Origin of the sequence: Helicobacter ganmani (assembly GCF_003364315.1) — a bacterium.
GTDB lineage: Bacteria > Campylobacterota > Campylobacteria > Campylobacterales > Helicobacteraceae > Helicobacter_D > Helicobacter_D ganmani.
The window spans coordinates 146,611-170,502 of record NZ_NXLS01000001.1 but is presented as its reverse complement, the minus strand read 5'-3'; the positions used below and the strand labels follow the sequence as shown (position 1 = coordinate 170,502).

16 protein-coding genes and 1 CRISPR repeat array are annotated in these 23,892 nt (G+C 35.8%); of the genes, 13 read left to right on the top strand and 3 right to left on the bottom strand.

Annotation, left to right across the window (positions count from 1 at the left end; genetic code table 11):
• Window positions 1-10: 10 nt before the first annotated feature.
• Window positions 11-1,810 (bottom strand): translational GTPase TypA, encoded by a 1,800-nt coding sequence (gene typA / locus CQA43_RS00825; RefSeq protein WP_115550721.1) that lies wholly within the window; start codon window positions 1,808-1,810, stop codon window positions 11-13.
• A gap of 131 nt (window positions 1,811-1,941) precedes the next feature.
• Here typA and CQA43_RS00820 point away from each other — a divergent pair, with 131 nt between their 5' ends.
• The 4 genes from CQA43_RS00820 (at window position 1,942) to alaS (ending at window position 10,120) form a co-directional block, all read left to right on the top strand.
• Window positions 1,942-4,116: a flagellar hook-length control protein FliK gene (locus CQA43_RS00820; RefSeq protein ID WP_181881584.1), complete on the top strand. Its 2,175-nt coding sequence runs from the start codon at window positions 1,942-1,944 to the stop codon at window positions 4,114-4,116.
• Between the two features lie 10 nt (window positions 4,117-4,126).
• A complete protein-coding gene (gene flgD / locus CQA43_RS00815) occupies window positions 4,127-5,062 on the top strand; it encodes a flagellar hook assembly protein FlgD (RefSeq protein ID WP_115550719.1) in 936 nt (311 codons plus the stop codon).
• 28 nt (window positions 5,063-5,090) lie between these two features.
• A complete protein-coding gene (locus CQA43_RS00810) occupies window positions 5,091-7,391 on the top strand; it encodes a flagellar hook-basal body complex protein (protein WP_115550718.1) in 2,301 nt (766 codons plus the stop codon).
• Between the two features lie 134 nt (window positions 7,392-7,525).
• Entirely contained in the window at window positions 7,526-10,120 is a 2,595-nt protein-coding gene (gene alaS, locus CQA43_RS00805; RefSeq protein WP_115550717.1) for an alanine--tRNA ligase, read from the top strand.
• A 45-nt stretch (window positions 10,121-10,165) separates the two neighbouring features.
• On the opposite strand, the gene CQA43_RS00800 is transcribed toward alaS, so the two are convergent.
• Window positions 10,166-10,795: a hypothetical protein gene (locus CQA43_RS00800; RefSeq protein ID WP_115550716.1), complete on the bottom strand. Its 630-nt coding sequence runs from the start codon at window positions 10,793-10,795 to the stop codon at window positions 10,166-10,168.
• 114 nt (window positions 10,796-10,909) lie between these two features.
• On the opposite strand from CQA43_RS00800, the gene CQA43_RS00795 reads away from it, so the two are divergent.
• The 9 genes from CQA43_RS00795 to cas2 all read left to right on the top strand — a co-directional run bounded on the left by CQA43_RS00795 (window position 10,910) and on the right by cas2 (window position 22,762).
• Window positions 10,910-11,563, top strand: a complete 654-nt coding sequence (locus CQA43_RS00795; RefSeq protein WP_115550715.1) for a hypothetical protein — start codon at window positions 10,910-10,912, stop codon at window positions 11,561-11,563.
• A 44-nt stretch (window positions 11,564-11,607) separates the two neighbouring features.
• Window positions 11,608-12,777 (top strand): metallophosphoesterase, encoded by a 1,170-nt coding sequence (locus tag CQA43_RS00790; RefSeq protein ID WP_115550714.1) that lies wholly within the window; start codon window positions 11,608-11,610, stop codon window positions 12,775-12,777.
• A 54-nt stretch (window positions 12,778-12,831) separates the two neighbouring features.
• Window positions 12,832-15,246 (top strand): tetratricopeptide repeat protein, encoded by a 2,415-nt coding sequence (locus tag CQA43_RS00785; protein ID WP_115550713.1) that lies wholly within the window; start codon window positions 12,832-12,834, stop codon window positions 15,244-15,246.
• A complete protein-coding gene (locus CQA43_RS00780; protein WP_245944172.1) occupies window positions 15,243-15,488 on the top strand; it encodes an exodeoxyribonuclease VII small subunit in 246 nt (81 codons plus the stop codon). The genes CQA43_RS00785 and CQA43_RS00780 overlap by 4 nt, the downstream gene beginning before the upstream one ends.
• A complete protein-coding gene (locus CQA43_RS00775; protein ID WP_115550712.1) occupies window positions 15,485-16,270 on the top strand; it encodes a carbon-nitrogen hydrolase family protein in 786 nt (261 codons plus the stop codon). The genes CQA43_RS00780 and CQA43_RS00775 overlap by 4 nt, the downstream gene beginning before the upstream one ends.
• A 175-nt stretch (window positions 16,271-16,445) precedes the next feature.
• Window positions 16,446-18,305: an RNA polymerase sigma factor RpoD gene (gene rpoD / locus CQA43_RS00770; RefSeq protein WP_115550711.1), complete on the top strand. Its 1,860-nt coding sequence runs from the start codon at window positions 16,446-16,448 to the stop codon at window positions 18,303-18,305.
• 84 nt (window positions 18,306-18,389) lie between these two features.
• Window positions 18,390-21,482, top strand: a complete 3,093-nt coding sequence (gene cas9, locus CQA43_RS00765) for a type II CRISPR RNA-guided endonuclease Cas9 (RefSeq protein WP_115550710.1) — start codon at window positions 18,390-18,392, stop codon at window positions 21,480-21,482.
• Between the two features lie 28 nt (window positions 21,483-21,510).
• Window positions 21,511-22,476, top strand: coding sequence for a type II CRISPR-associated endonuclease Cas1 (cas1, locus tag CQA43_RS00760; RefSeq protein WP_115550709.1), 966 nt, complete (start codon window positions 21,511-21,513; stop codon window positions 22,474-22,476).
• Window positions 22,439-22,762 carry a CRISPR-associated endonuclease Cas2 gene (cas2, locus tag CQA43_RS00755; RefSeq protein WP_245944171.1) on the top strand — a complete coding sequence of 108 codons (324 nt, stop codon included), beginning with the start codon at window positions 22,439-22,441 and terminating at the stop codon, window positions 22,760-22,762. Before cas1 ends, cas2 begins: the two co-directional genes overlap by 38 nt.
• 244 nt (window positions 22,763-23,006) lie before the next feature.
• Window positions 23,007-23,438: a CRISPR direct-repeat array (repeat unit 36 nt; unit sequence ATTTTACCATAAAAGAATTTAGAAAGCGGCTAAAAC).
• A gap of 55 nt (window positions 23,439-23,493) precedes the next feature.
• On the opposite strand, the gene CQA43_RS09985 is transcribed toward cas2, so the two are convergent.
• Entirely contained in the window at window positions 23,494-23,850 is a 357-nt protein-coding gene (locus CQA43_RS09985) for a hypothetical protein (RefSeq protein ID WP_300674480.1), read from the bottom strand.
• Window positions 23,851-23,892: the final 42 nt, after the last annotated feature.

Genomic DNA, 23,892 nt, shown 5'->3' with positions numbered 1-23,892 from the left:
GATTCTCCTCTTATTTACTTTTTCTTTTTCTTTGTGTCGGGTCTAATATTTTTTTGCGGATTCTAATGTTTTTGGGAGTAACTTCCAAAATCTCATCTTCTTCAATCCATTCTAATGCTCTCTCTAGGTTTAAATCTCTTGGTGGTGTGAGTTTAATCGCCTCATCACTGCCACTTGCGCGCATATTAGTTAAATGCTTTGCCTTGATGGGATTCACATCTAAATCGTTTTCTCGGCTATGTTCGCCAATTATCATACCAATATAAACTTTAGTTTGTGGTGGGATAAATAAAACTCCTCTTTCTTGGATATTTCCTAGCGAAAAGGGTGTTGCTTCACCATTTTCCATTGAGATAAGCGCACCATTGCCTCTTGTTTCTACGCTTCCACTAAAGGGGCGAAATTCTAAAAAACTATTATTCATCACACCTTCCCCTTTTGTATCGGTTAAAAATTCGCTCCTATAGCCAATTAACCCACGCGCTGGAATCTCAAATTCTAGTCGTGTATAACCTTCTCCCATAGGATTCATTGCCTTTAGTTCCGCCCTTCTGCGTCCTAATTTTTCAATCACGCTGCCGGCATAATCTTGAGGTGTATCAATAACTAAGGATTCAAAAGGTTCGCATTTTTCCCCATCAATTTCTTTGACGATGACTTCGGGGCGCGAAATACTAAACTCATAATCTTCTCGGCGCAAATTCTCGGCTAGAATCGTGATTTGCAATTCTCCACGTCCATTGACTTTGAATTTTCCTTCGCCTAGCTCCTCAATTTTCATTGCAATGTTTGTTTGCATTTCTTTTTCTAGCCGTTCTTTTAATTTGTTTGCCGTTACATGTTTGCCCTCTAATCCTGCAAAAGGAGAATCATTGACTGCAAAATTTACACTCATTGTCGGCTCTTCTAAGTGCATAGGGTCAAGTGGAATCGGATTGTTGATATCCACAATGGAATCTCCAACATTAATAGAATGGAATCCTGCAAGGGCGATAATGTCTCCCGCTTTGGCTTCTTCAATTTCCGTTCTAGCCAAGCCATAGAACCCAATTAGTTTGGTGATTTTACCTGTTACTTTTTCTCCATTGCTTTTTGCAAGCATTACATTTTCGCCTTTTCTAATCTTGCCATTGAAGATTCTAGCGATTCCAATTTTACCCACATAGTTATCATAATCAAGGGTAAAGATTTGAATTTGTAGAGGATTTGTACTTTCTCCGCTTGGCAGAGGCACATATTCTAAAATCGCATCAAAAAGCGGTTCTAGGTTTTTCTTCTCATCTTCTAATTCTTTTATTGCGTATCCTTCGCGCGCAGCGGCATAAACTACTGGAAAATCTAATTGCTCTTCATTTGCTCCCATTGCCGAAAACAAATCAAACACTTCGTCAATCACGCGGTCAGGTTGTGCGGCGGGTTTGTCAATCTTATTGACAACCACAATGGGTCGGATTCCAAGCGCAAGTGCCTTTTTGACGACAAATTTTGTCTGTGGCATTACTCCCTCTTGTGCATCTACAAGTAATAGCACGCCATCAACCATTTTCAAGACGCGTTCTACTTCTCCTCCAAAATCAGCATGTCCGGGAGTGTCAATAATATTGATTTTTGTTCCTTTATAATTAATTGCAGTATTTTTCGATAGAATCGTGATTCCTCTTTCTTTTTCAATCTCATTACTATCCATTACACGTTCATCTATTTGTTCGTGGTTTGCAAAAGTTCCAGACTGCCTAAGTAGTCCATCTACTAGGGTAGTTTTTCCGTGGTCTACGTGCGCAATCACCGCAATATTTCTGATTTCTTGCATTGTTTTCCTTAAGATTAAAATTAGGTGTGGATTCTAACTAAAACAATCTAAAAAAATAATCAAAAATCTTTGGAATGGCTTTTGCTTATACTCTAGTAATTAAATCTAAATTCTTAGAGAAAGGCGCGTCTATGCTTCCTTTAATAGATATTGAACAAGTCAATCAAAAAAGTGTCATCAAAACTTCAAATGCCCAAAATGTAAGCGAAAGTGAAGGCGGGGGATTTGCCGAAATTTTCAATTTTCTAAGTATGGATAAAAATTCTAAAAAATCAGAGACTAAATCCAAAAAAACTTCTCAAAATTCTCTAGAGATTCCACAAGAGCTTAATAAATTTTCTAAAAATAGTAGCCAACAAAGCAATATTTTGAAGAGTTTAGATGAAAAATACAATCTTTCTAAAAAATTTGTAGAATCGCAAAAGACGGAATCACGGAATAAAAATGTAAAAATAAATATCTCAAATAATACACAGGATACTTTGCCTACAAAGACAACTTTAAAAAGCGCAAGGGATTTGTTGGAATTTTCAAAAACTCAAACTCAAGAGGTAAAAACTCTAAAAGATTTGAATAAGGTTGCGGAGGATTTAAAGTTAAATATCCAAAAAATTAACTTGCAAAAGGACAACACTAATCAAGAGATAAAATTTAAAGGTGTGCCTAAGCGAGAAATGCTTTTGGATAAGCAAATTTTAAAAACAAATGAAAATGTAAAAACAAATACTGCAAATCCAAAAGTAACACAAAAAGAAAGCAAGGAATCTTTGAATATTTTAAGCAATCTCTTGCAAGATAAAGAATTGCTTAACAAAGAATCGTCAAAAGATTCTAAAGCTTCTCCAAACAAAACAGATTTTAAGGCAGAAAACAAAGAATCTTTGAATGTTAAAAATTCAACACAGAATCTTAAAAAAGAGGAAAAGAATCATAAGGATTCTCAAAATGTAGAGAATTTAACGACAACAAAAGAAAAAATAGAATCCAAAACAGATTTTAAGGCAGAAAACAAAGAATCTTTGAATGTTAAAAATTCAACACAGAATCTTAAAAAAGAGGAAAAGAATCTTAAGGATTCTCAAAATGTAGAGAATTTAACGCCAACAAAAGAAAAAATAGAATCCAAAACAGATTTTAAAACAAAAGAAGCGGAGAACTTGGAAGCGAAAAACAAATTACAAAAAACAGAGATTAAAAATGCACAAGAAAAAGAAAAGGTAAAAGCGAAAAATATCAAAGAATCCCCTGATAAACCCACAGAATCTTTGCAAGCTAAAGCACAAGAACCTAGTAAAGAGATTCCCAAACAAGAGGTAGGCAAGCAGGATTTTGTAGTGAAAAATGAGATAAAACAGGAGGAAAAGGTAAAAGAAAAAACTAATCAAGAGGAAATGCTTAAAGAATCCCAAAATACAAAAGTAGCTTCACAAAGCAAAGCGACACAAGAATCTTTGCGGAATCCTTTTACTCTTAAAGAACAAAAGGAAGTCAAAGAATCTTTTTTGAAAGAAGAGAAAGAGGATAAAAGAAATATAAAAAATTCAAAAACCACCACAACACAGAGTCTCAATACTCTTGGAAATGCGTTCAAAGAGGAAAATATAAAACAAGACATCAAGCAGCAGGATATTTTCTTAGAAAATCTGCTTAAAACTACTGAAAAATCTGCGCAAAGTTCAAAAGAAACTTCCAAAGAGGCGATGTTGGAAGTAAGCAAAGAGAATACAGAGAAAAAAGCAAAAATCAATCAAGAGATTTATCAGGCAAGCACACAAGCGCAGGTAGAGAATCGTTTGAGTGTGCAAAATACTTTCTTGCATTTTAGCGATAAGCTAAGAGAAGCATTGCAGAATTATCGCCCGCCCATTACTAGGTTGTCCTTAGAGCTCAATCCAGAAAATTTGGGAAGTGTGGAGCTTACGATTACTAAACGCGGAGAAAATGTCTCTGTGCAAATCACTTCCAATCAAACCGCTTTGCAACTCTTTATGCAAAATGCGCAAGAATTTAAAAATAGCTTGAGCAATTTGGGCTTAAATGATGTCAATTTAGAGTTTAAAGATAATGCAGGGAATCTTTTAGATAATGGAGATTTCAATGGTTCTAATGGAGGAAATAGCGGAGGATTTGGCGGACAAAATCAAGGGGAGAATCCTCGCAAAGAGCAGAATTTGACACAAAATTCTGATGAAAATTCGCAAAATACTCAAAAGTGGAATGAAAATAGCTTACATATTTACAAAGAAGTGAATAACCCTTATGCCAAAGTGGCACTTGTGGAGATTAACTTTTCATATTATGCTTAAAGGATAAAGAATGTCATCAACAACTGCAACAGGACTAAATGGAAATTACCAACAACCTCAAACTACAAGCAACACAAGTCGTTCAAGTGGAACAGAGAGTGCAAAGGAAAACGAATGGAAAAATCCATTAGATGATAAAGAGATTCCCAAAGATGAAAGCACAACCGGTGGAAACTCATTGTCTAATGAAGCGTTTATGCGATTGTTTTTAGAACAACTTAAAAACCAAGACCCAACTGCTCCAATGGAGACACAAGAGATTCTAACTCAAACTGCGCAACTCACACAAGTGGAAGCGCAGGAAAAAATGAAAGCCGCAATGGAAAAAATGACAAGCGCAATGGAATCTATGCAAGAAACAAACGAAAAAACTATTGAAGCACAAGAGAAGATGATAGAATCCCAAAAGAAAATGCTAGAATCTTTAGGCTTGCTCTCTGATAGTATTCAAGATAGTAATATTTTGAGTGGTTATAATGCGATTGGCGTAATAGGAAAAATTGCAGAGACAGGTTTAAATACAATCACGCTTGAGAAGAATGAGACAACAAAATTTAGCCTTTACTTTGATGAGCCTATTGATGCAAGTAAAGGTGATCCAAAGATTACTATTGTTACAAAAAAGGTTACCACAGGTTCAGATGGAAAAGAATCTGAAGAAAAAACGATTGTTAAAGAAATCAGTCTTAAAGATTATGACGGGCAAAGTGGTTGGATTGATTTTGAGTGGGATACAAAAGATAGTGGTGGTAGCTATGTAAAAGCTGGGGATTATACGATTAGTGCAGAATATAACTTAGATGCAACAACTAACAAATATTTAAGCACAGAACTTGGACGTGGTGAGGTGCAAAGTGTGCTCTATGACAAAGGTGTGCCTTATTTGAAACTTGGTGAAATGGTAATTCCAATTACTTACGCACATACTTTTCAACCTAAAAGTTAATCATTAAAATGTATGGAAAGGATTTCTAATGGTCGGTGCATTTTATAATGGAATTAGTGGAATTAGAACCCATCAATTTGGGATTGATTCCACTTCTAATAATATCGCAAATGTTAATACGGTGGGTTACCGCGCAAATTTACCAGAGTTTAAAAGTCTTTTTGCAACAAGTATGAGTTATGTGAATGCAAATTCTCCAATTTCTAATGATTACAACTATGGTTCTACCATAGGCTCTAATGCTATCAATGCGAATGATGGGACTTATGTTAGTGCAGAGGGAGACTTTAATGTTGCTTATAGTGGCAAAGGTTGGTTTGTCGTTGGGCTTAACAAAAATGGTGCTTTTGATATTAACGCGCCAGTTTATAATGGAACACAACAAAATTACTTTACACGTGATGGCTCTTTTAGTTTAGATGGTGAGGGTTATTTGGTTAATTCTAGTGGCTATTATATGTATGGGATTAATCTAGGTAAAATTGCAGCTGACGGAACAATGACGGGCACAAATAACTTAGAGGGAGATTATGCAGGACTTTCTGGTTCTAATCTACAACCTTTACAAATTCCCAAAAATCTTACTTATAAGCCTACTTTAACAACAGAAGTGGGATTGTCTATCAACCTAAACCGCACACAAAATCCTAAAGGAATCGGAAATTTAAAAGATGAGAATGATAATTTTAGTATGGATAAATTCCTTACTCAAGACTTGAATGCGTTAATGAACGCTAAAGGAGAGTTACTAGATCCTAAAAATTATAAAGATATTAATATAAGTCTTGAGAGAGGAGGAGTTACGACAAAATACACTTTTACTTATGGTGGAGCAGAAAATGGCTTTAAAACAATAGGCGAATTAATGAATCTTATCAAAGAACAAACCGGTTTGACTTTGGGCTTAAAGCTAGATAGTGAGGGGAACCCTAGCGACTGCTCTTTGTATCTTAGCAATGGGGGAATGCAAGATGTAAAGGTAAGTATTAATGGCAAGCTTGCAGACAAATTGGGATTAAAGTCTAGCAATAATAACTTGGAATCTGCTTTTGGTAGCGCAATTCAAGGCTTTGTGGATAACACAGAATATCAAAATCAAGCACTTGTAAAATACAATGGTATGATTTTCCAAAAAAATGGAGACGGAATCGCTAATGGGAATCCTTTGGATAATCCTGATGGTTGGACGCTTGTAGATAGTAGCGGAGTACCTGCTTATCAAGGAGCGCAAGCAAAAGAGTATAAACAAGATGAACTTGTCATCAGTGAAGGTAAAGTTTATAGAAAATTAACAAACGATGTAACAGAAGTGACTAATCCAATCACAGGAGAAGTTACGATTGCTGCTCCAGAGGAGGACGCAGCAAATTGGGAAGAAGTCGCCAATGCAACCTTAGGAGAAGTGCAAGAATATACCGCAGGGACAACTTACGCGCAAGATTCTATTGTGAGTTACAATGGAATCTTGTATCGCAAAACCAATGGTGCGGGGGATACCAATCCCGCAGAGGATAATAGGGGTTGGAGTATTCTAAGTGTCGCAAGCATTAGCAGCACGCAACTCCAAGTGCCTACCTATGAGACAAACACTGAGATTTATAGTGATTCTGGTGAGAAGTTTATTTTAAAAACGCAATACATTTTAGTGGAACAAGCAAACAGAGATGTAACGCCTGAAGTGTTAGAGCGTTGGGAAGTGCGAAGCAGTATTTATGACGGAGTTGGAAAAGTAATGATTAGCGAGAATCCTACGATTAGTGAAATTACTTTTAATGACGATGGAAGCGCAAATGCTGAAATCTTTGAAGTGCCTTTTAATGGCGGAAACGTGCGTGTGGATTTGACGCAATCTGCTGATGGCAAAACTTCAAGCAACTTTGCTTATGCGGATTCTGATACAAAATCTACTACACAAGATGGTACTGCAGCGGGCACAATGAAAGACATTGTGATTGATGAAAATGGAATCATTATGGTGAATTTCACAAATGGCAAATTAGAGCCAATCGGACGCTTCGGGGTGGCTGCATTTGTGAATGACCAAGGATTGAGTAAAGTGGGTGGAAATCTCTTTCAGATGAATGCACGCACGATTAATGGAGAAACTGCTGTTGTCAGCGGTCCTCCGCTACTTGCTTGGGAAGAGGGTGGATTGGCAGCCTTGAAATATGGAAAAGTTTTAGACCATATGCTTGAAACAAGCAACGCAGATACAGGAACTGCTTTAACCGATTTGATTGTCTATCAAAGAGGCTATCAAATGAGTGCAAAATCTATTACAACTGCCGACCAACTAATGCAAGAGGCAATTCAACTTAAACGCAACTAAGTTTAATTTAACATAGAATCTTTTTGCGATTCTATGTTTATACTACTCCTTTTTAATCTTTTCTTGTAAAACTTATCAAAGCAAGATTTCAATTGAAAAAAAGTAGAATTTGTCAAAAAATTTTGAGGTTAAAAATGAAAGAAAAAGATGTAAGAGCCTTATTTTTAGAATATTTTGCAGGCAAAGGGCATAAAGTATATGATTCTATGCCTTTAGTGCCTGATGACCCTACATTATTATTTACCAATGCAGGAATGGTGCAGTTTAAAGATATTTTTACTGGTAGAATCCCGATTCCATCTCCCAATATCGCAACAAGTGCGCAGACTTGTATTCGCGCAGGTGGTAAGCACAATGATTTAGAAAATGTCGGTTACACCGCGCGGCACCACACGCTTTTTGAAATGCTTGGAAATTTCAGCTTTGGGGCATATTTCAAAAAGGAAGCCATTGCGTATGCGTGGGAATTTGTTACAGAAGTTTTGGGATTTGATAAAAGTGTCTTGTATGTAACAATCCACGAAAGTGATGAGGAAGCGTTTGAGCTATGGAGCAAGCATATTGATACTGCGCGCATTAAGAGAATGGGGAATAAAGATAATTTTTGGCAAATGGGCGATGTGGGACCATGCGGACCTTGTAGTGAGATTTTTGTAGATCAAGGTGCAGAGTTTTTCAATGGACCAGAGGATTATTTCGGCGGAGATGGCGATAGATTCTTAGAGATTTGGAATCTTGTTTTTATGCAATTTGAACGCGACAAAGAGGGGAATCTTAAGCCTTTGCCTAAGCCTAGCATTGATACAGGTATGGGGTTAGAGCGTGTGGTTGCATTGCTAGAGGGCAAACATAGCAATTTTGATTCCTCGCTTTTTATGCCCTTAATTGCCAAAGTAGAAGAGATTACCCGACAAACTTATATATATGAAAGTGGTGCAAGTTTTCGCGTGATTGCAGACCACGCAAGAAGTGTAGCATTTTTACTTGCACAAGGTGTGAATTTTGACAAAGAGGGTAGGGGATATGTCTTGCGCAGAATCTTGCGCAGGGCGATTAGACACGGCTATTTATTAGGGCTTAGAGAACCTTTTGTTTATCAAGTAGTAGGTTGCGTGTGTGAGAATATGGGGGCGCATTATCGTTATTTGTTGGAAAAACAACAAGCTGTTATGCAACAATGCAAGGCAGAGGAGTTAAGATTCTTTGAAACGATTGAAAATGGTATGAATCTTTTTAATAAAGAGTTAGAAAAATTAAAAGACGAAAAGCCAAATCAGCTCTTTAGCGGTGAAGTGGCATTTAAACTCTATGATACTTATGGCTTTCCGCTTGATTTGACGCAAGATATGTTGCGTGAAAATGGCTTTGGCGTAGATGTGGATAGTTTTGAAATCTGTATGAAAGCCCAAAAGGAACAGGCAAAGGCAAATTGGAAAGGGAGCGGAGATAGTGTAAAAGAGGGAGATTTTAAACTATTATTAAGCGAATTTGGAGTTAATGAGTTTGTTGGATATGAAAAGACAGAAGCCCAAAGCCGAATTCTCGCACTTTTGGACGCAAATTTGCAACGCGTAGAAAGTATCAAAAAAGACGAAATGGGCTTTATCTTGCTTGATAGGACGCCCTTTTATCCAGAATCCGGTGGTCCTATGGGAGATAAAGGTGTGCTAATGCATAATAATGACAAAATTGCAGAGATATTAGACACTAAAAAATATTTTGGTTTAAACATTAGCCAAGTCAAGGCGGTGCAGGATTTGAGACTGAAAGAAGGAGTGCTTGCAATTGTGGATTCTATCCGCTTAGAAATCGCTAAACATCATAGCGCGACGCATTTGTTGCACAAAGCCTTGCGAGAGATTTTGGGAGAACATATTACACAAGCAGGTAGCCTTGTAGAATCCAATCGTTTGCGTTTTGACTTTAGCCATTCGCAAAGCCTAAATAAAGAGGAATTGGAAAAGATTGAGCAGAATGTAAATGCACAGATTCTAAGTTCGTATCCGCAAATCTGTGAACAAATGGATATACAAAGTGCGAAAGCAAAAGGAGCTATGGCACTTTTTGGTGAGAAATATGGAACCGAAGTGAGAGTGATTAGTTTTGGCGATTCCATAGAGTTGTGTGGTGGAATCCATGTGCCAAATACTGCATTTATTGGAAGTTTTTACATCGTTAAGGAATCCGGAGTAAGTAGTGGCGTGCGTAGGATTGAAGCGGTATGCGGTAAGGCAGCCTATGAATTGGGCAAAAATGCACTTGACGACATAGAAAAAGCAAAGGAAAACTTAAAAGCACAGAATCTTTTGCAAGGGATTGACAAGCTAAAAGAGCAAGTGCGTGAATTGAAAAATAAAGCAAACAAATTCCCAAACAGCCTAAAGGCAATGAAATCAGAAATTATCAATGGAACAAAACTTATTGTGTTGGAGTTAAAAGAGATTGAGGCAAGTGAGGCAAAAAAGCTTGTAGATAATGCCAAAAACGAAAATGAGAAAGTAGCAATTCTTTTGCTTTCAACAGAGGAGCAAAAAGATAAAATTGGAATTACTGCAGGTGTAAAAGGCGTGGATTTAAAGGCTGGAGCTTGGGTAAAAGAGATTGCTCAGATTTTAGGAGGGAATGGGGGCGGACGCGAGGATTTTGCAACCGCAGGTGGCAAAGATAAACTTAAGATTCCACAAGCTTTGCAACGCGCAAAAGAAATCGCCAAAGAGGCATTGAAGTAGCGTCAAAAAAACATTGAAATTCATTCTAAGCGTGAAGCTTAGAATTTAAAAATTGGAATAATTTGTAGAATCTTTGTTTTGGACTTCTTGAATTAAATTGCGTGTTGCTTCATTAATGGCGGAATTAATTGCATTTTGAATAGTAATTTGGATTTGGTTGGGATTGAGTTTGGATTTCTCTCCAAAAATGACTAAATATTGACTATTTTGATTTTGAATGCTTGATTTTCCACGAAAGATTCTCACTTCATTGGTTCTATGGAAATTAAGTTGAACTTCAAAAACAGCTTGGTCGCTTGTTTGCGAACTCCAAAAACCGCCTTGTTTAGTCTGTGTATTGATATTGCCAAAGACTACTTCTAATTGATAATGATTCTTTTGTGTATTGGTTGTTTCTGCGCTAATTTGTTCAGATTGAATAAAGCAACCACTCTGCGCAAGTGATTTTTCTACCATTTGTTGCACCTGCGTATTAGGAATCGTAAGGTCATTATAATCACCACTTTTTAAACCCATTAGATGATAGCTCGCAATGGGTTCTTGGCAAGTTTTTAAAACACGTGTATTGGGCAAATCATTAAACTTTTGCGCACACGCGCCTAAAAGCAATGCGCTAAAAGTCAGAAAACAACTTTTTTGTATTAGATTTGGGCTTAGTGCTTTTAGAGAGAACATAGATACTCCTTGAATAATGGGAATCGGTGAATTTGAAAGGTTAATTTTAGCACAATTTATTGCTAATTTTTATCAAGATTGATACAATACACCAATAATTTATAAGGTAAAGCATTGCATTTTTTCAAAGGTAAAAAAATCATCATTTTAGAATCTTTATTGTGTATCCTCTTGTGTGTCGGAATCATTTTTTATGCACAAATTAACAAACGAGGATTGCAAAAACAAGACGCTTTACTTTATTATGTGAATATTAGTGGCAAGCAACGTTTGCTTGCTCAAAGAATCGTTTTTTTATCTCAAATTGTTGTTACGAATCGTATTTTGAATCGCAATAATCCCGAAAGCCTAACAGAACTTCGCAGTTGTATTAATCAGCTAAATTCTATTCATATGATTTTGCAAAATTTTGTAATTTCTACAATTATTGGCAATAAAAAAGCTTCTACTTTAGATGAAATCTATTTTGGCGATGGAAATTTGAAGTTTAAAATGGAAGAATTTTTGAATAATGCAAATAAAATATTTTTCTTGCAAACTACACAAGAAGCCTTTCGCATTAATCAAGAACTTTTGCAACAACTAGAAGAGGATAACGGATTGCTTGCGAGCTTAGAGCTTGCAACATTAAGCCAGCAGTTTTATGCACAAAATATCATCAAAGAATCGCAATTTTATCTTCAAATTCTCCTTTATTGCGCATTTTTAATTTGTGGCTTACAAGCTGTTTTAATTTTATGGTTTTTGACACGCAAATTAGATGGATAGGTTTATTTTTTTAAAAAATAAATGAAGCCTCAAGGAGTTTTTATATGCTAAAAAATCTTTTTCCTTTTTTGGCTTTGCTTGTATTTTTTATTTTTCATTTAAGCATCTATTTTTTCTTTATTAAGAAAATCATTAAATTAAAGATTCCACTTTTGGTATTAAAAACTTTTTTGATTTTTAATTTTTTTGGGGTTGTGGTTTATTTTGTGGCGCGTTATTGTGTAGATTTTCCACAAAGTATATATTTTTTAGCTTCTTTATCCATTGGTATAGGATTTGTATTATTTGTCGCAATGTTAGTTTATCAATTTCTTGCATTATTGTTGCGTCTTATAATTTGGTTTTTTCCAAAATTCTCTCAAGAGCGCAGAGGATTCTTTCAAAGGACTTTAAATGCCACAAGCGGAATCTTTGCGTTAGGTTATCTAGGCACGGGATTGGTGGAGGGAAGATTATCTCCCAAAATAGAGCGCATTAAGATTTCATTAAAGAATCTTAAAACACCAATGAGTGCGGTGCAAATCAGCGACTTGCATATTGGAGGATTGATTGAAGAAAATGTTGTACGCCAAATTGTGAATCAAACCAATGCGCTAAAGCCGGATTTTATCGTGCTAACCGGTGATATTATAGACACAGAAGTAGGACGAGTGCATAAAACTATTGCAGAGCTTGGTAAGTTTCAAGCTCCTTTGGGTGTATATTTTGTAACAGGGAATCACGAATATTTCCACAATATCCAACCCTTACTTGAAAGTTTAAAAGCCATTGGAATTAAGACATTGGAAAATGAATGCGTGCAATTAATGAAAAGTATCAACGGACAAAAGGAAGTAGTGTTAAATTTGGCGGGAGTGTATGATTTGTTTGGTCGCAGAATAGGCGTTTTAGAGCCAAATTTGGAACAAGCTTTGCAAAATAGGGCAGAATCCCAACCCTTAATTTTATTAGCGCATCAGCCAAAATTTGCCCTTGAGGTGAGAGAAGAACATCAAGTGGATTTAATTTTGAGCGGACACACGCACGGAGGACAAATTTTCCCCTTTCAATTCCTTGTAAAGCTAGACCAACCTTATTTAGCAGGTTGGTATCAGCACAGCCTAACAACGCAGATTTACGTTAATCGTGGCACGGGATTTTGGGGACCTCCTATGCGCATTTTAGCGCGTGCAGAGATAACTTATTTTGAATTTATTGCAGCTTCAAAAGACTAAAAGCAAATTTCAAAGAAAAGAAAGTATAATTTCGTATTTAAAATTTGGAAATCTATGAAAAACAAGAATCACTTAGTATTTTTATTGTTGTTTATAGCAAATTCTTTTTTTGGATTAGAGTTTTATATCAATAGCGGTAGAGAAGAGAATAGAAACTTTGCTGTTTTAAACCTAATAGACAATGTTCCGTTTGCTTGTGTGGAATCCTATGATAGAGCGTCTGAAGTCAGTGAGATTATTTGCGGATTTGATTCCCCTTTATTATCGCGTTTTCAACGCAGTGAGACTTTATTTTTTTCTATCGTGCCAGAAAGTCTTGAGGATAATACGCAGAGATTCTTTTTGAAAATCAAACCAAAAAATGGCAAAAAAATTAAACTTTATAATACAGAATTTAGCCTTATCTCTAATCAGCCTATCCCGCAAGAACACAACGAAAAATCCAAACGTTGGCAAATTTTAGGTTATGAAAATAAGATTCCATTTTTAAACGACCAGCCAAGCAATGGATTGAATTTTCCTATTTTCTTTGAGGAACATTTACCGAGAGTGGGGGCATTAGATGTGCAAATGCGCCCAATGAATAATGAAGTTGGAGCGGACAAGGATTCTTTCTTGCACATACAATCCTTAATTGCTGAAGAATCCTATACTGAAGCTTTGAATGCAATAGAAGAAATGCTTGCTCTTTATCCTGATACAATCTTTAAACGTGATATTTTATATTTTAAAATTGCTGCATTGGATAGCTTGGGTAAAGAGGAAGATTACGAAGATACAATGATACTAGCTAAAGCTTGGCTAGAAGCTTATCCAACAGATGTTCATGTGCCACAAATCTTATTTATATTGGCAAAAACTTATGCTAAAATGAACTTTTTTGAAGAGGCAAAATACTATTATGATAGGCTTTTTAGCGAGTATAAGGGTGATAAATACGAGCTTCTTGCGCGACTTGATTATGGAGAGAATCTTTATATTAGGGGGGACCGCAAAGTTGTTTTAAATATGTATGAATCTACTTTAAATGAAACGACAGATTTAGAAATCGCTTCTTTAGCATCTATTTTGCTTGGGGATTATTATCGCAAAGCAGAAAACAAAACAGAGGCACAAAGGCATCTTAAAAGTGTCCTAGACGCGAATCCAAAATATTTTCTTAAAGACATTCCAAAGTATTATAATTTGTTACAAGGTTGGGCAGAAGTTGGAATTGTAGATGTGCCTTCGCAAGTGGCAGAAGTAATGTTTGAGGCTTTGGAGGATAAAGATGACCCATTGTATTTGCCACTCCTTAAAAGTATGGCAATATGGTTTGACAAAGCAGGAAATCTTAAAAAAGCACACCAATATTATCAACTTTTACTTAAAGAAACAGAAAGTGAAGCGGAACGACGCGAAGTAAAAAATTTGGACGATAATTTGTTGTTGAATTATAATGAGGATAATGCGACAAAACGATTAGAACATTATGATTATGTAATGGAAAATTATCAAGGCAAAGAAGAAGCCAAAATGGCATTAGAGAAAAAAGCTGAAACCTTGTATGAAACAGGGAATTATCAAGAAATCTTTGCTTTAAGAGAGGAGTTAGAGCGTCAATTAGGAGAGAACCCCGCTGTTTTATTGAATGCGCTTAGTGCATTGACGAGAGATTCTTTAAAGGCACAAAATTGTAAAGAAGCAGCGTATTATGGTAGCTTGTATGCCGAGAGGATTCCATTGCAAAGCAATGAAAAGTTGCAAATGTTGGATTGTTTGAGAGAAAATAAACAATACAATGCGGCACAAAAAATTGCTCAAATAGAATCCCAAAATGCCAAAACAGCTACGGATAAAGAGGATTGGCTCTATCGTTTGGCGTGGGTAGAGTATGAAATGCAAGATTATCCCAAAGCAGCTCTTGCCGCAAGGGATACCTTGAGCTTGTTAAGTAATCCCGCATACAACGATAGTGCTTGGATATTGTTTATGTCTTTGAGTAAGCAAGGAAGGTGGGAGGAAGCGTTTAAGATTTTACCTATGTTGGAAGATAAATTAAAAGATAGCAATCCAATGATTGAGGTTTATAAAGAAGCTTTGCAAAGATCTCTTGCAAACAAAGACGATACAGCAATTAAAGTGTATGCAGGCAAACTGATGGCTCTCCAAAAGCGATATGAACGTTTTGAATATTCCCCTTGGGTTGAATTGGGTATGATAGAGGCTCTCAATCGTGAAGGTAAATTTCAAGAATCCTTAGATTTGCTCAAAAATGTAGAATCTCGTGCTAATTCAGGAAATGAGCAGATTCAAATTTATTATTTACAAGGTTACTTAAACGACAAATTGGGTAATAAAAATGCCGCAATAGAATCTTATAATCGTTGCGAGGCTGTCCAAGCAGAATCGCCTTGGAAAAATCTCTGTATAGATGCTAAAAATTTATTGGAAACTCAAAATGTATCCCAAACTCAAGGACAACCATGAGAGAAGAAATGCAAAAAAATAAACAAAAAGCAATGAAAAATCAGGAAATGAACTTTGAAGATTATCTCAGTATAATTTCAAAATGCTTAGAAAAATTAGAGGAGGAAGAACTTACTCTTAATGAGGGTTTAGCGTTCTATAAAGAGGGTATGGAAAATCTACAAAAAGCACAAAGAATCTTGGAAGATGCGCAATTACAATGCGAAGAACTCAAAATGCAATACAAAAAGGAAAACCAATGAAAATCGCTGCTCTACAACTTTCAAATAATAAAAGTCAAAGTGAGATAGAATCTTATCTTAAGACGGCTGTGGAAGCAAAGGCTAAAATTATTCTTTTTGGAGAATATTTACTTAATCCGTTTTTTAAAAATTTGGAATCTAAAAGACATAAAAAATCACAATGGTTAGAACAAATCAACAAAGAAAATGAAAATTTGTTGCAGCTTTCTAGCAAATATGGAATCATCATTGTAACACCTATTTTAGAAGTGGTTTCCCGCAAACTTTATAAAACGATTCTAATCATTAATAAGGGCAAGGCTTTGCGTTATAGAGCACAGAAACTCATGCCTTATGAGCATTGGAATGAAGAGAAATTTTTTGCCAATACTTCTCCAAAAATCCTTAGAATCCCTCCGATTTTTAGCGTGGGTGGAATTAAATTTTCTGTGCTTTTTGGTTATGAATTGCATTTTGATGAGTTTTGGTTAAAATTTAAAAATGAGAATGTAGATTGTGTATTGCTCCCGAGTGCTTCCACCTTTGATTCCTCTTTGCGTTGGCGTAGTATTATAAAAATGAGGGCTTTTTTGAATAGTTGTTATGTATTGCGTGCAAACAGAATTGGGCAATATGAGGACGCACCGACAAAGACATTGTGGAATTTTTATGGAGATTCTTTGTTTGTCTGTCCTAATGGGGAAGTGATAGATTGCTTAGGTGACCGCGAGGAATTACTGATTGCCGAAGTGGATAAAAAATATTTAAAAGAAATTAAAGAATGTTGGAGATTTCGTTCTTAATTTAAAGCTTTTAGATTCCTAATTTAGTATTATTAAAGTATTTTGAATTGATTCTTGCATTTATGTTAGAATCTCTATTATTTTTTAAGATTAAATTTATAAATTTTAGATATAATTAATGTTTTTTCATTAACTTAAAAATAAATTAAGTTTTATCTACTTCTTGGAGTTTTCTATGTCTGCAAAAAATATCAATCAACAATTAGACGAATTGTTTCAAAGTGAGTTTAAATATGTTTCTTATGAAAAAATTGCACAGGTTTTGGGTAAACTTCCTACCGCTGCACAAGCCAAAAGAGTGAGTGAGCTTGCAAAAAAATACAATAGAAAATTGATGTCTGCTTCTGAAGTAGCAAAAATTCTGAATCAAGACGATGCAAGAAAAATCAAAGAGGATAAAAAACGGCTTTTAGATGAAGAATTAGAAGATGAATTTGACTTTATGAAAGAGCGTGAATTGCTTGAATGGAGTCGCAGTGATAGCCCTGTTAGAATGTATTTGCGTGAAATGGGACAGATTCCACTTTTGACACGTGAAGATGAAGTGGAGCTTAGTAAAAACATTGAACTAGGCGAAAATATTATCCTAGACGCAATTTGTTCTGTGCCTTATTTGATTGATTTTATTTTGGATTACAAAGAAGCTTTAATCAATCGTGAAAGACGCGTCAAAGAGCTTTTTAAAAGTTTTGATGATGACGAGGAGGAGGGCGAAGAAGAGGATTTGGAAGAGGAGGAGGAAGAGGAGAGTGAAAATGAAAAAGGTGAGGATTCCAAGAAACCGATTAGTAAAAAAGACCAAAAACGCGTAGAAAAGGTGTTGATAAGCTTTAAGGCATTAGAAAAAGCAAAGAAAGATTGGCTGAAAACTTGGGAACAAGAAAAGGACAATGAGAGTTGTGAGGATATGTTGTATTTGCTGACTTTGGCGCATAAAAAACAGCTTTTGAAAGAAAAGCTGCTAGACTTGGGACCTACAAGCAAGTTAATTAATGAGCTTGTCAAAGCAATGGAAAATACAATTAAAAGTGATGAGGGTTTTGAAAAGGAATTAAAACGTTTAGAATATCGCTTGCCTTTATTTAATGATATTTTGCTAAATAATCATAAAAGAATCTTGGATAATATTACGGAAATGAGCAAAGCAGACATTACTGCTGCTGCGCCAGAAGCAACGATGGTTTCTACTTATATGGAGATTAAAAAGTTGTTTCAAACCAAAGCAGCAAGTGAGGGGAGCTTTGACTTAGAACCAGAAAAACTTAAGCAAATCTTAGAGCAAATCAAGCGCGGAAAAGACATTGCCGATAAAGCAAAAGCAAAAATGGCAAAATCCAATCTACGCCTTGTTGTAAGCATTGCCAAAAGATATACGAATCGCGGATTACCATTTTTGGATTTGATTCAAGAGGGCAACATTGGATTAATGAAAGCAGTAGATAAGTTTGAGTATAAAAAAGGCTATAAATTCTCTACTTATGCTACTTGGTGGATTCGTCAGGCAATTTCCCGCGCCATTGCCGACCAAGCACGCACGATTCGGATTCCAATTCATATGATTGAAACAATTAATCGGATTAATAAAATTATGCGCAAATTTCTACAAGAAGAGGGTAAAGAGCCGGATTTGGAAAAAATTGCAGAGGGTGTGGGGCTGCCTGTGGATAAGGTAAAAAATGTCATCAAAATCACCAAAGAACCTATTAGCTTAGAAGCACCTATTGGAAATGGTGAAGATGGAAAATTTGGGGATTTTGTAGAGGATAAAAGTTCTGTTGGACCAATGGACCATATCTTAAAAGAGGATTTAAAAAGTCAGATTGATGATGTGCTAGACCAGCTCAATGAACGCGAAAAGGCTGTGATTCGTATGCGCTTTGGATTGCTTGATGATGAATCTGATAGGACATTAGAGGAGATTGGCAAAGAGCTCAATGTAACGCGTGAGCGTGTCCGACAAATAGAATCTAGTGCAATTAAAAAACTAAAACACCCAAAAGTAGGGCGCAAGCTTAAGAATTATATTGAAGATTGATTTGCAATTTAGAAAGCAAAATTTGTCATTTGAAATTATTTATTTTTATAACTGATTGTTTGACTCAAAGTTTAAGGAGTTGCAATGAAAATTCTTGGTTTTGATATAGGCATTACAAGCATTGGTTGGGCATATGTAGAGGGAGAAGAATTAAAAGATTGTGGGGTGAGAATCTTTACCAAAGCGGAGAATCCAAAAAATGGTGATTCGCTTGCTGCTCCGCGTAGAGAAGCAAGAGGGGTTAGACGGAGATTAGCACGGAGAAAAGCTAGACTCAATGCGATTAAAAGACTGCTTTGTAAAGAATTTGGGCTAAATTTAAGCGATTATCTTGCAAATGATGGGGAATTACCAAAGGCATACCAAACAAGCAAAGAACACAAAAGCCCCTATGAGCTACGCACTTTAGCTCTAAGTCAAAAGCTAGATTCTAAAGACTTAGCACGGGTAATTTTACATATCGCTAAACATCGCGGCTATGGGAACAAACACGCAAAAACAGGAAGCGATAAAGATTCTGGAAAGGTGCTAAGTGCGATTAAAGTAAATGAAACAGCTATGAAAGATAAGTATCAAAGTGTAGGTGAATATCTCTATAAAGAATTTTATCAAAAGCTAAGATTAGAAAGTGAGAAAAAAGGTAACAATATTACAAAAGAGTTTAAAAATGTGCGCAATAAAAAAGAAAGTTACGAGCATTGCGTGGCACAAGAGCAAGTAAGGGCAGAGTTAGAGCTCATCTTTGCAAAGCAAAAAGAATTTGGGATAACTTTTAGTGAAAATTTTGAATCACAAATCATAGAAACAGCCTTTTACCAAAAGGATTTAAAAAGTTTTGAAAATAAAGTCGGCAAATGTGTGTTTTATGATGAGCCCCGCGCACCAAAAGATTCTTTAAGCGCAATAGAGTTTGTTGCCCTCACACGCATTATCAATACCCTAAAGAATCTTGAAGAAAAAAGCAAAAATCTTGGCATTGGCGAAGCGTATGGAAAAGATAAGATTCAAGAGATTCTAAAAATTGTGCTTGATAAAGGCGAGATAAGCTATAAAAAATTGCGTGAGATTTTGCACCTTGATGAGTGTATTTTATTTGCGAAAGATTCTAAGCTTGATTATACCAAAGGAATGCAAGAAGCTGAAAAGGCAAAACTTATTGAGTTTAAAAATCTTAAGGCTTTTAAAAAAGCAATGGGCGAAGATTTCGGCAAATTTTCTCGTGAGGAGTTAGATAGTATCGCCATGGATATTGCCCTCATTAAAAGCAAAGAAAATTTAGCTAAAAAATTGCAAAACTATTCCGCATTAAGCAAGGAGCAAGTAGAAGCCTTAAGCAATTTGAATTTTGCAAAACATATTGATTTAAGCTTTAAGGCACTTGATAAGATTCTACCCTTTATGCGTGAGGGGTTGCGCTATGATGAAGCAGTGAAAAAGGCAGGATTGCAAGAACATAGAAAGCATAAGCAAAAGGGTGAGTTTTTAATCCCGCTAAAAGACTATGAACCCTATTTGGCAAATCCAGTCGTTGCAAGAGCATTAAGTGAGTATCGCAAGGTGCTCAACGCACTTTTAAGAAAATATGGAAATGTGCATAAGATTCATTTAGAATTTACGCGCGAAGCAGGCAAAAACTATGATGAACGCAAGAAAATTGAAAAAGAGCAAAGAGAGCATTTTGAGGCGAATCAAAAAGCAATACAGCAATGCGAGATTCTAGGATTACCCATTAATGGCGCAAATATTCTTAAGATGAAGCTTTGGATAGAACAAAAGGAGCTTTGTGTATATAGTGATAGAAAAATTACAAGAGAACATTTGCTAGATTCCAAGGTGTTGGAAGTTGATCATATTTACCCTTACTCACGCAGTTTTGATGATAGCTATATGAATAAGGTGCTTGTGTTTGCTAAGGAAAATCAGGGCAAGGGCAATAAAACACCTTTTGAAGCCTTTGGAAATGATAAAGAGAAGTGGGATAGGATTCTTAGCCTTAGTGCAAACCTTCCTAAACAAAAGCAACGTAGAATCAGCAATAAGGACTTTAAAGATAAAGAACTTGGCTTTATTGCACGCAACATCAATGATACAGGCTATATTGCAAGGTTAGCAAGTCAATGGACGAATCATTGCCTAAAGTTTGAAAATCTAAGTGAAAATGAAGTAAGCATTGCAGGAGAAAAGGGTAGCAAGAATCATCTAGAGGTGATAAGCGGACAGCTCACATCAATGCTTAGGCATTATTGGGGCTTGGGTAATAAAGATAGAAACAATCATCTCCACCACGCAGTGGATGCAGTTATCTTAGCCTATACCAACAATGCGATGATTAAAGCATTTGCAAATTTTAGAAAAAATCAAGAGGAAAATAAGAAAAAATTCTATGCTAAGCAAATTGCAGAATCTGAATACAAAGCTAAAAAAGCATTCTTTGAGCCTTGCAAAAACTTTAGGCAAATGGTGCTAGACAAAGTGGATTCTATCTTTGTCTCCAAACCCCCACGCAAAAGGGCAAGGGGAGCGTTGCACAAGGAGACATTTTATTCTTTTGAAAAATTATGTAATGATAAAGAATATTCTAAAGATAATAAAATGGATTATGGTGGGCAAAAGGGGATAGAAAGAGCGTTAGAGCTTGGCAAGATTCGCCAAGTAGGCACAAAGATTGTGAGTAATGGTGCAATGGTGCGCGTGGATATTTTTAAAGACAAAAAAGGCAAATTCTATGCTGTGCCAATTTATACAATGGATTTTGCACTTGGAATCCTGCCTAATAAAGCAGTAGCCATAGGCAAAGATAAAGACGGAGTGATTAAGGATTGGATAGAAATGGATTCCAACTATACATTCTGCTTCTCACTTTTTAAAGATGATTTAATCTTAGTGAAGAAAAAAGAAATGGAAAAGGCGGAATTGTGTTATTTTGTAAGTTTTGACACATCAACTGCAAGTATTCAAGTAGAGAAACATAATAATAAATTTGAGGGTTTGAGTGAGAATGAAAAGATTTTATACTCTAATGCCACACAAAAAGAAGTGGTGGGTAAAAGCATAGGAATCCAAAATCTTAAAACTTTTGAAAAATACCAAGTCTCTCCTTTGGGTGAAATGCAAAAGGCAGAGTTTGAACCTTGCCAAGATATTGCACTCAAAAGCAGTCCTAAAAGAAAAAATTAAGCGATAAGAATCTAAAGGAGGGCAAGGAATGTTTGATGCCGCATTTCGCACCTTATTTTTAAGCACACCCGCGCGATTAAGCCTAGAGGATAAACATCTTTGCATAGTCCAAAAAGACAAAGAAAGTGTAAAGATTCCGCTTGTAGATATTTTGTGTGTGATGTTAGAATTTCATCAAATCACGCTTACAAATGCGCTGCTTAATGCATTTGCACAATACAAAATTATCCTCTTTGCTTGCGATGAATCGCATTTGCCAAGTGGGCTATTTATGCCATTTTTGGGGCATTTTAGAAGCTTTAGTGTGTTGCAATCTCAAATAGCCTTAAACAGACAAAGAAAGGCGATTCTTTGGCAGCAAATAGTGAAGGCAAAAATTAACAATCAAGCCCTTTTACTAAAAATGCTGCATAAAAAAGAAAGTGAGGAATTAGAAACTTTAGCTAAAAGTGTGAATTTAGGAGATTCAAGCAATAACGAAGCTAAAGCCGCAGCAATTTATTTCAAAGCTCTTTTTGGTAAAAACTTCTCCCGCAAAGTGCAAATTTTTGAAGAGAGTAAAATGGGAACGATAAATGCTGCACTCAATTATGCTTATGCAATTATACGAGGAGTGATTACAAGAAGTCTTTGTGTGAGCGGACTAAATCCTGCACTTGGGATAAATCATAAAAATCAGTTTAATGCCTTTAATTTGGCAGATGATTTGATGGAACCTTATAGAATCTTTGCAGATTCTGTTGTCGTGCAGATGGTTGAAGTTGGGGAATTAGAGGAGAGCTTAAGTTTGCAAAATCGTGCGAAGCTGGTAAGTATTTTGCAGAGTGCGGTTATCGTAGAAAATAAGCTTTATCCACTTACTCGTGCAGGCGTTGTGAGTGCGCAAAGTGTAGTGAAATGCCTTGAGATAGAGAATCTTAAGCTCAAACTTCCGCTATTTTGCGAGGAAAAGAGTAATGGAAGAAAAATTTATGAGAGTGTTAGTGATGTTTGATATGCCAACTTGTAGCAAAAAAGAGCGTAAAGATTATGTAAGATTCCGTAAGAATCTTATCAAAGATGGCTTTATGATGTTGCAATATAGCGTGTATATGAGAATCTGCAAAGGTGTGGCAAGTGCCAATAATTATTTAGATAAGGTGGGCTTGATTGTGCCACCCAAAGGACATATTAGGGCACTAATTCTTACCGAAAAGCAATTTGATAATATGCGATTATTGCTTGGCAAAAGAAGTGAGAATGAAAAAGCAAATGCACCAAGACAGCTTACGCTTTTTTAGGTTAAAGGATAGAGATTCTAAATGCTTAGATTCTTAAAAAGATTTGTTAAAAGGAGGTATCAATAAGATAACTCGGTTTTAAAGGGATTGTAACCCTGCGGAGACCGAAAACTCCTTATTTTAGCCGCTTTTTAAATTCTTTGAAAGGATTGTATCCTAAGTTTTCTTAAAATACCCCTTTTTAAGATATTTTGGACATTCAAAGTCTTTCAAACATTGTAAAATAGAGCCTTTCAAGCAATGTATTTTACCATAAAAGAATTTAGAAAGCGGCTAAAACTCTTATGCAGGACTTATGGATGTTCTAGATATTTTACCATAAAAGAATTTAGAAAGCGGCTAAAACAATCAAGCCATTTTCAAAAATATTTTTAGAATTTTACCATAAAAGAATTTAGAAAGCGGCTAAAACCGGACGCGCGATGCTACAAATTTCTGAAGTATTTTACCATAAAAGAATTTAGAAAGCGGCTAAAACAGGTGCGAGATACGAATCTTTTACGATGTCATTTTACCATAAAAGAATTTAGAAAGCGGCTAAAACACCAAAGAGGGGTAAGTTTGAACAATCTCTATTTTACCATAAAAGAATTTAGAAAGCGGCTAAAACTTGATTCCTGTTCAGTGTTTGGAGGCTGTGATTTTACCATAAAAGAATTTAGAAAGCGGCTAAAACATGGTATTATGTCGCTACTAGAGATAAGAATTTTACCATAAAAGAATTTAAGAAATCAAAACATCTTAAATCCTAGCAAAATACATTTGTCAAAATAGGGGAGGACACACATTGCTTTGATGTCTCCATTAATCCCAATATCACGCAAGGTTTCATAATAACGAATATCAAATTGTAAATGACTATTTGCAGTGGTGGAGATTCCAACTCCGCTTTGTTCATTAAAATAAATAAACCAAGAAATCTTGCTAAATACCAATACAAGTGCGTGAAGTCGGTTTAATGCCTCCTTTTCTTTGGGAGATAACAAATGATAGCCCTCACGACTGACGACGATACGATGACGAAATCGCACGAAATTTCGCTCTAATGTTTGCTCATGCACTTGAGTATAAAATTGGTCAAAATTCATAAAATTAGGCTGTATCAACGAACTTTTAGAATCTTGTGCGCA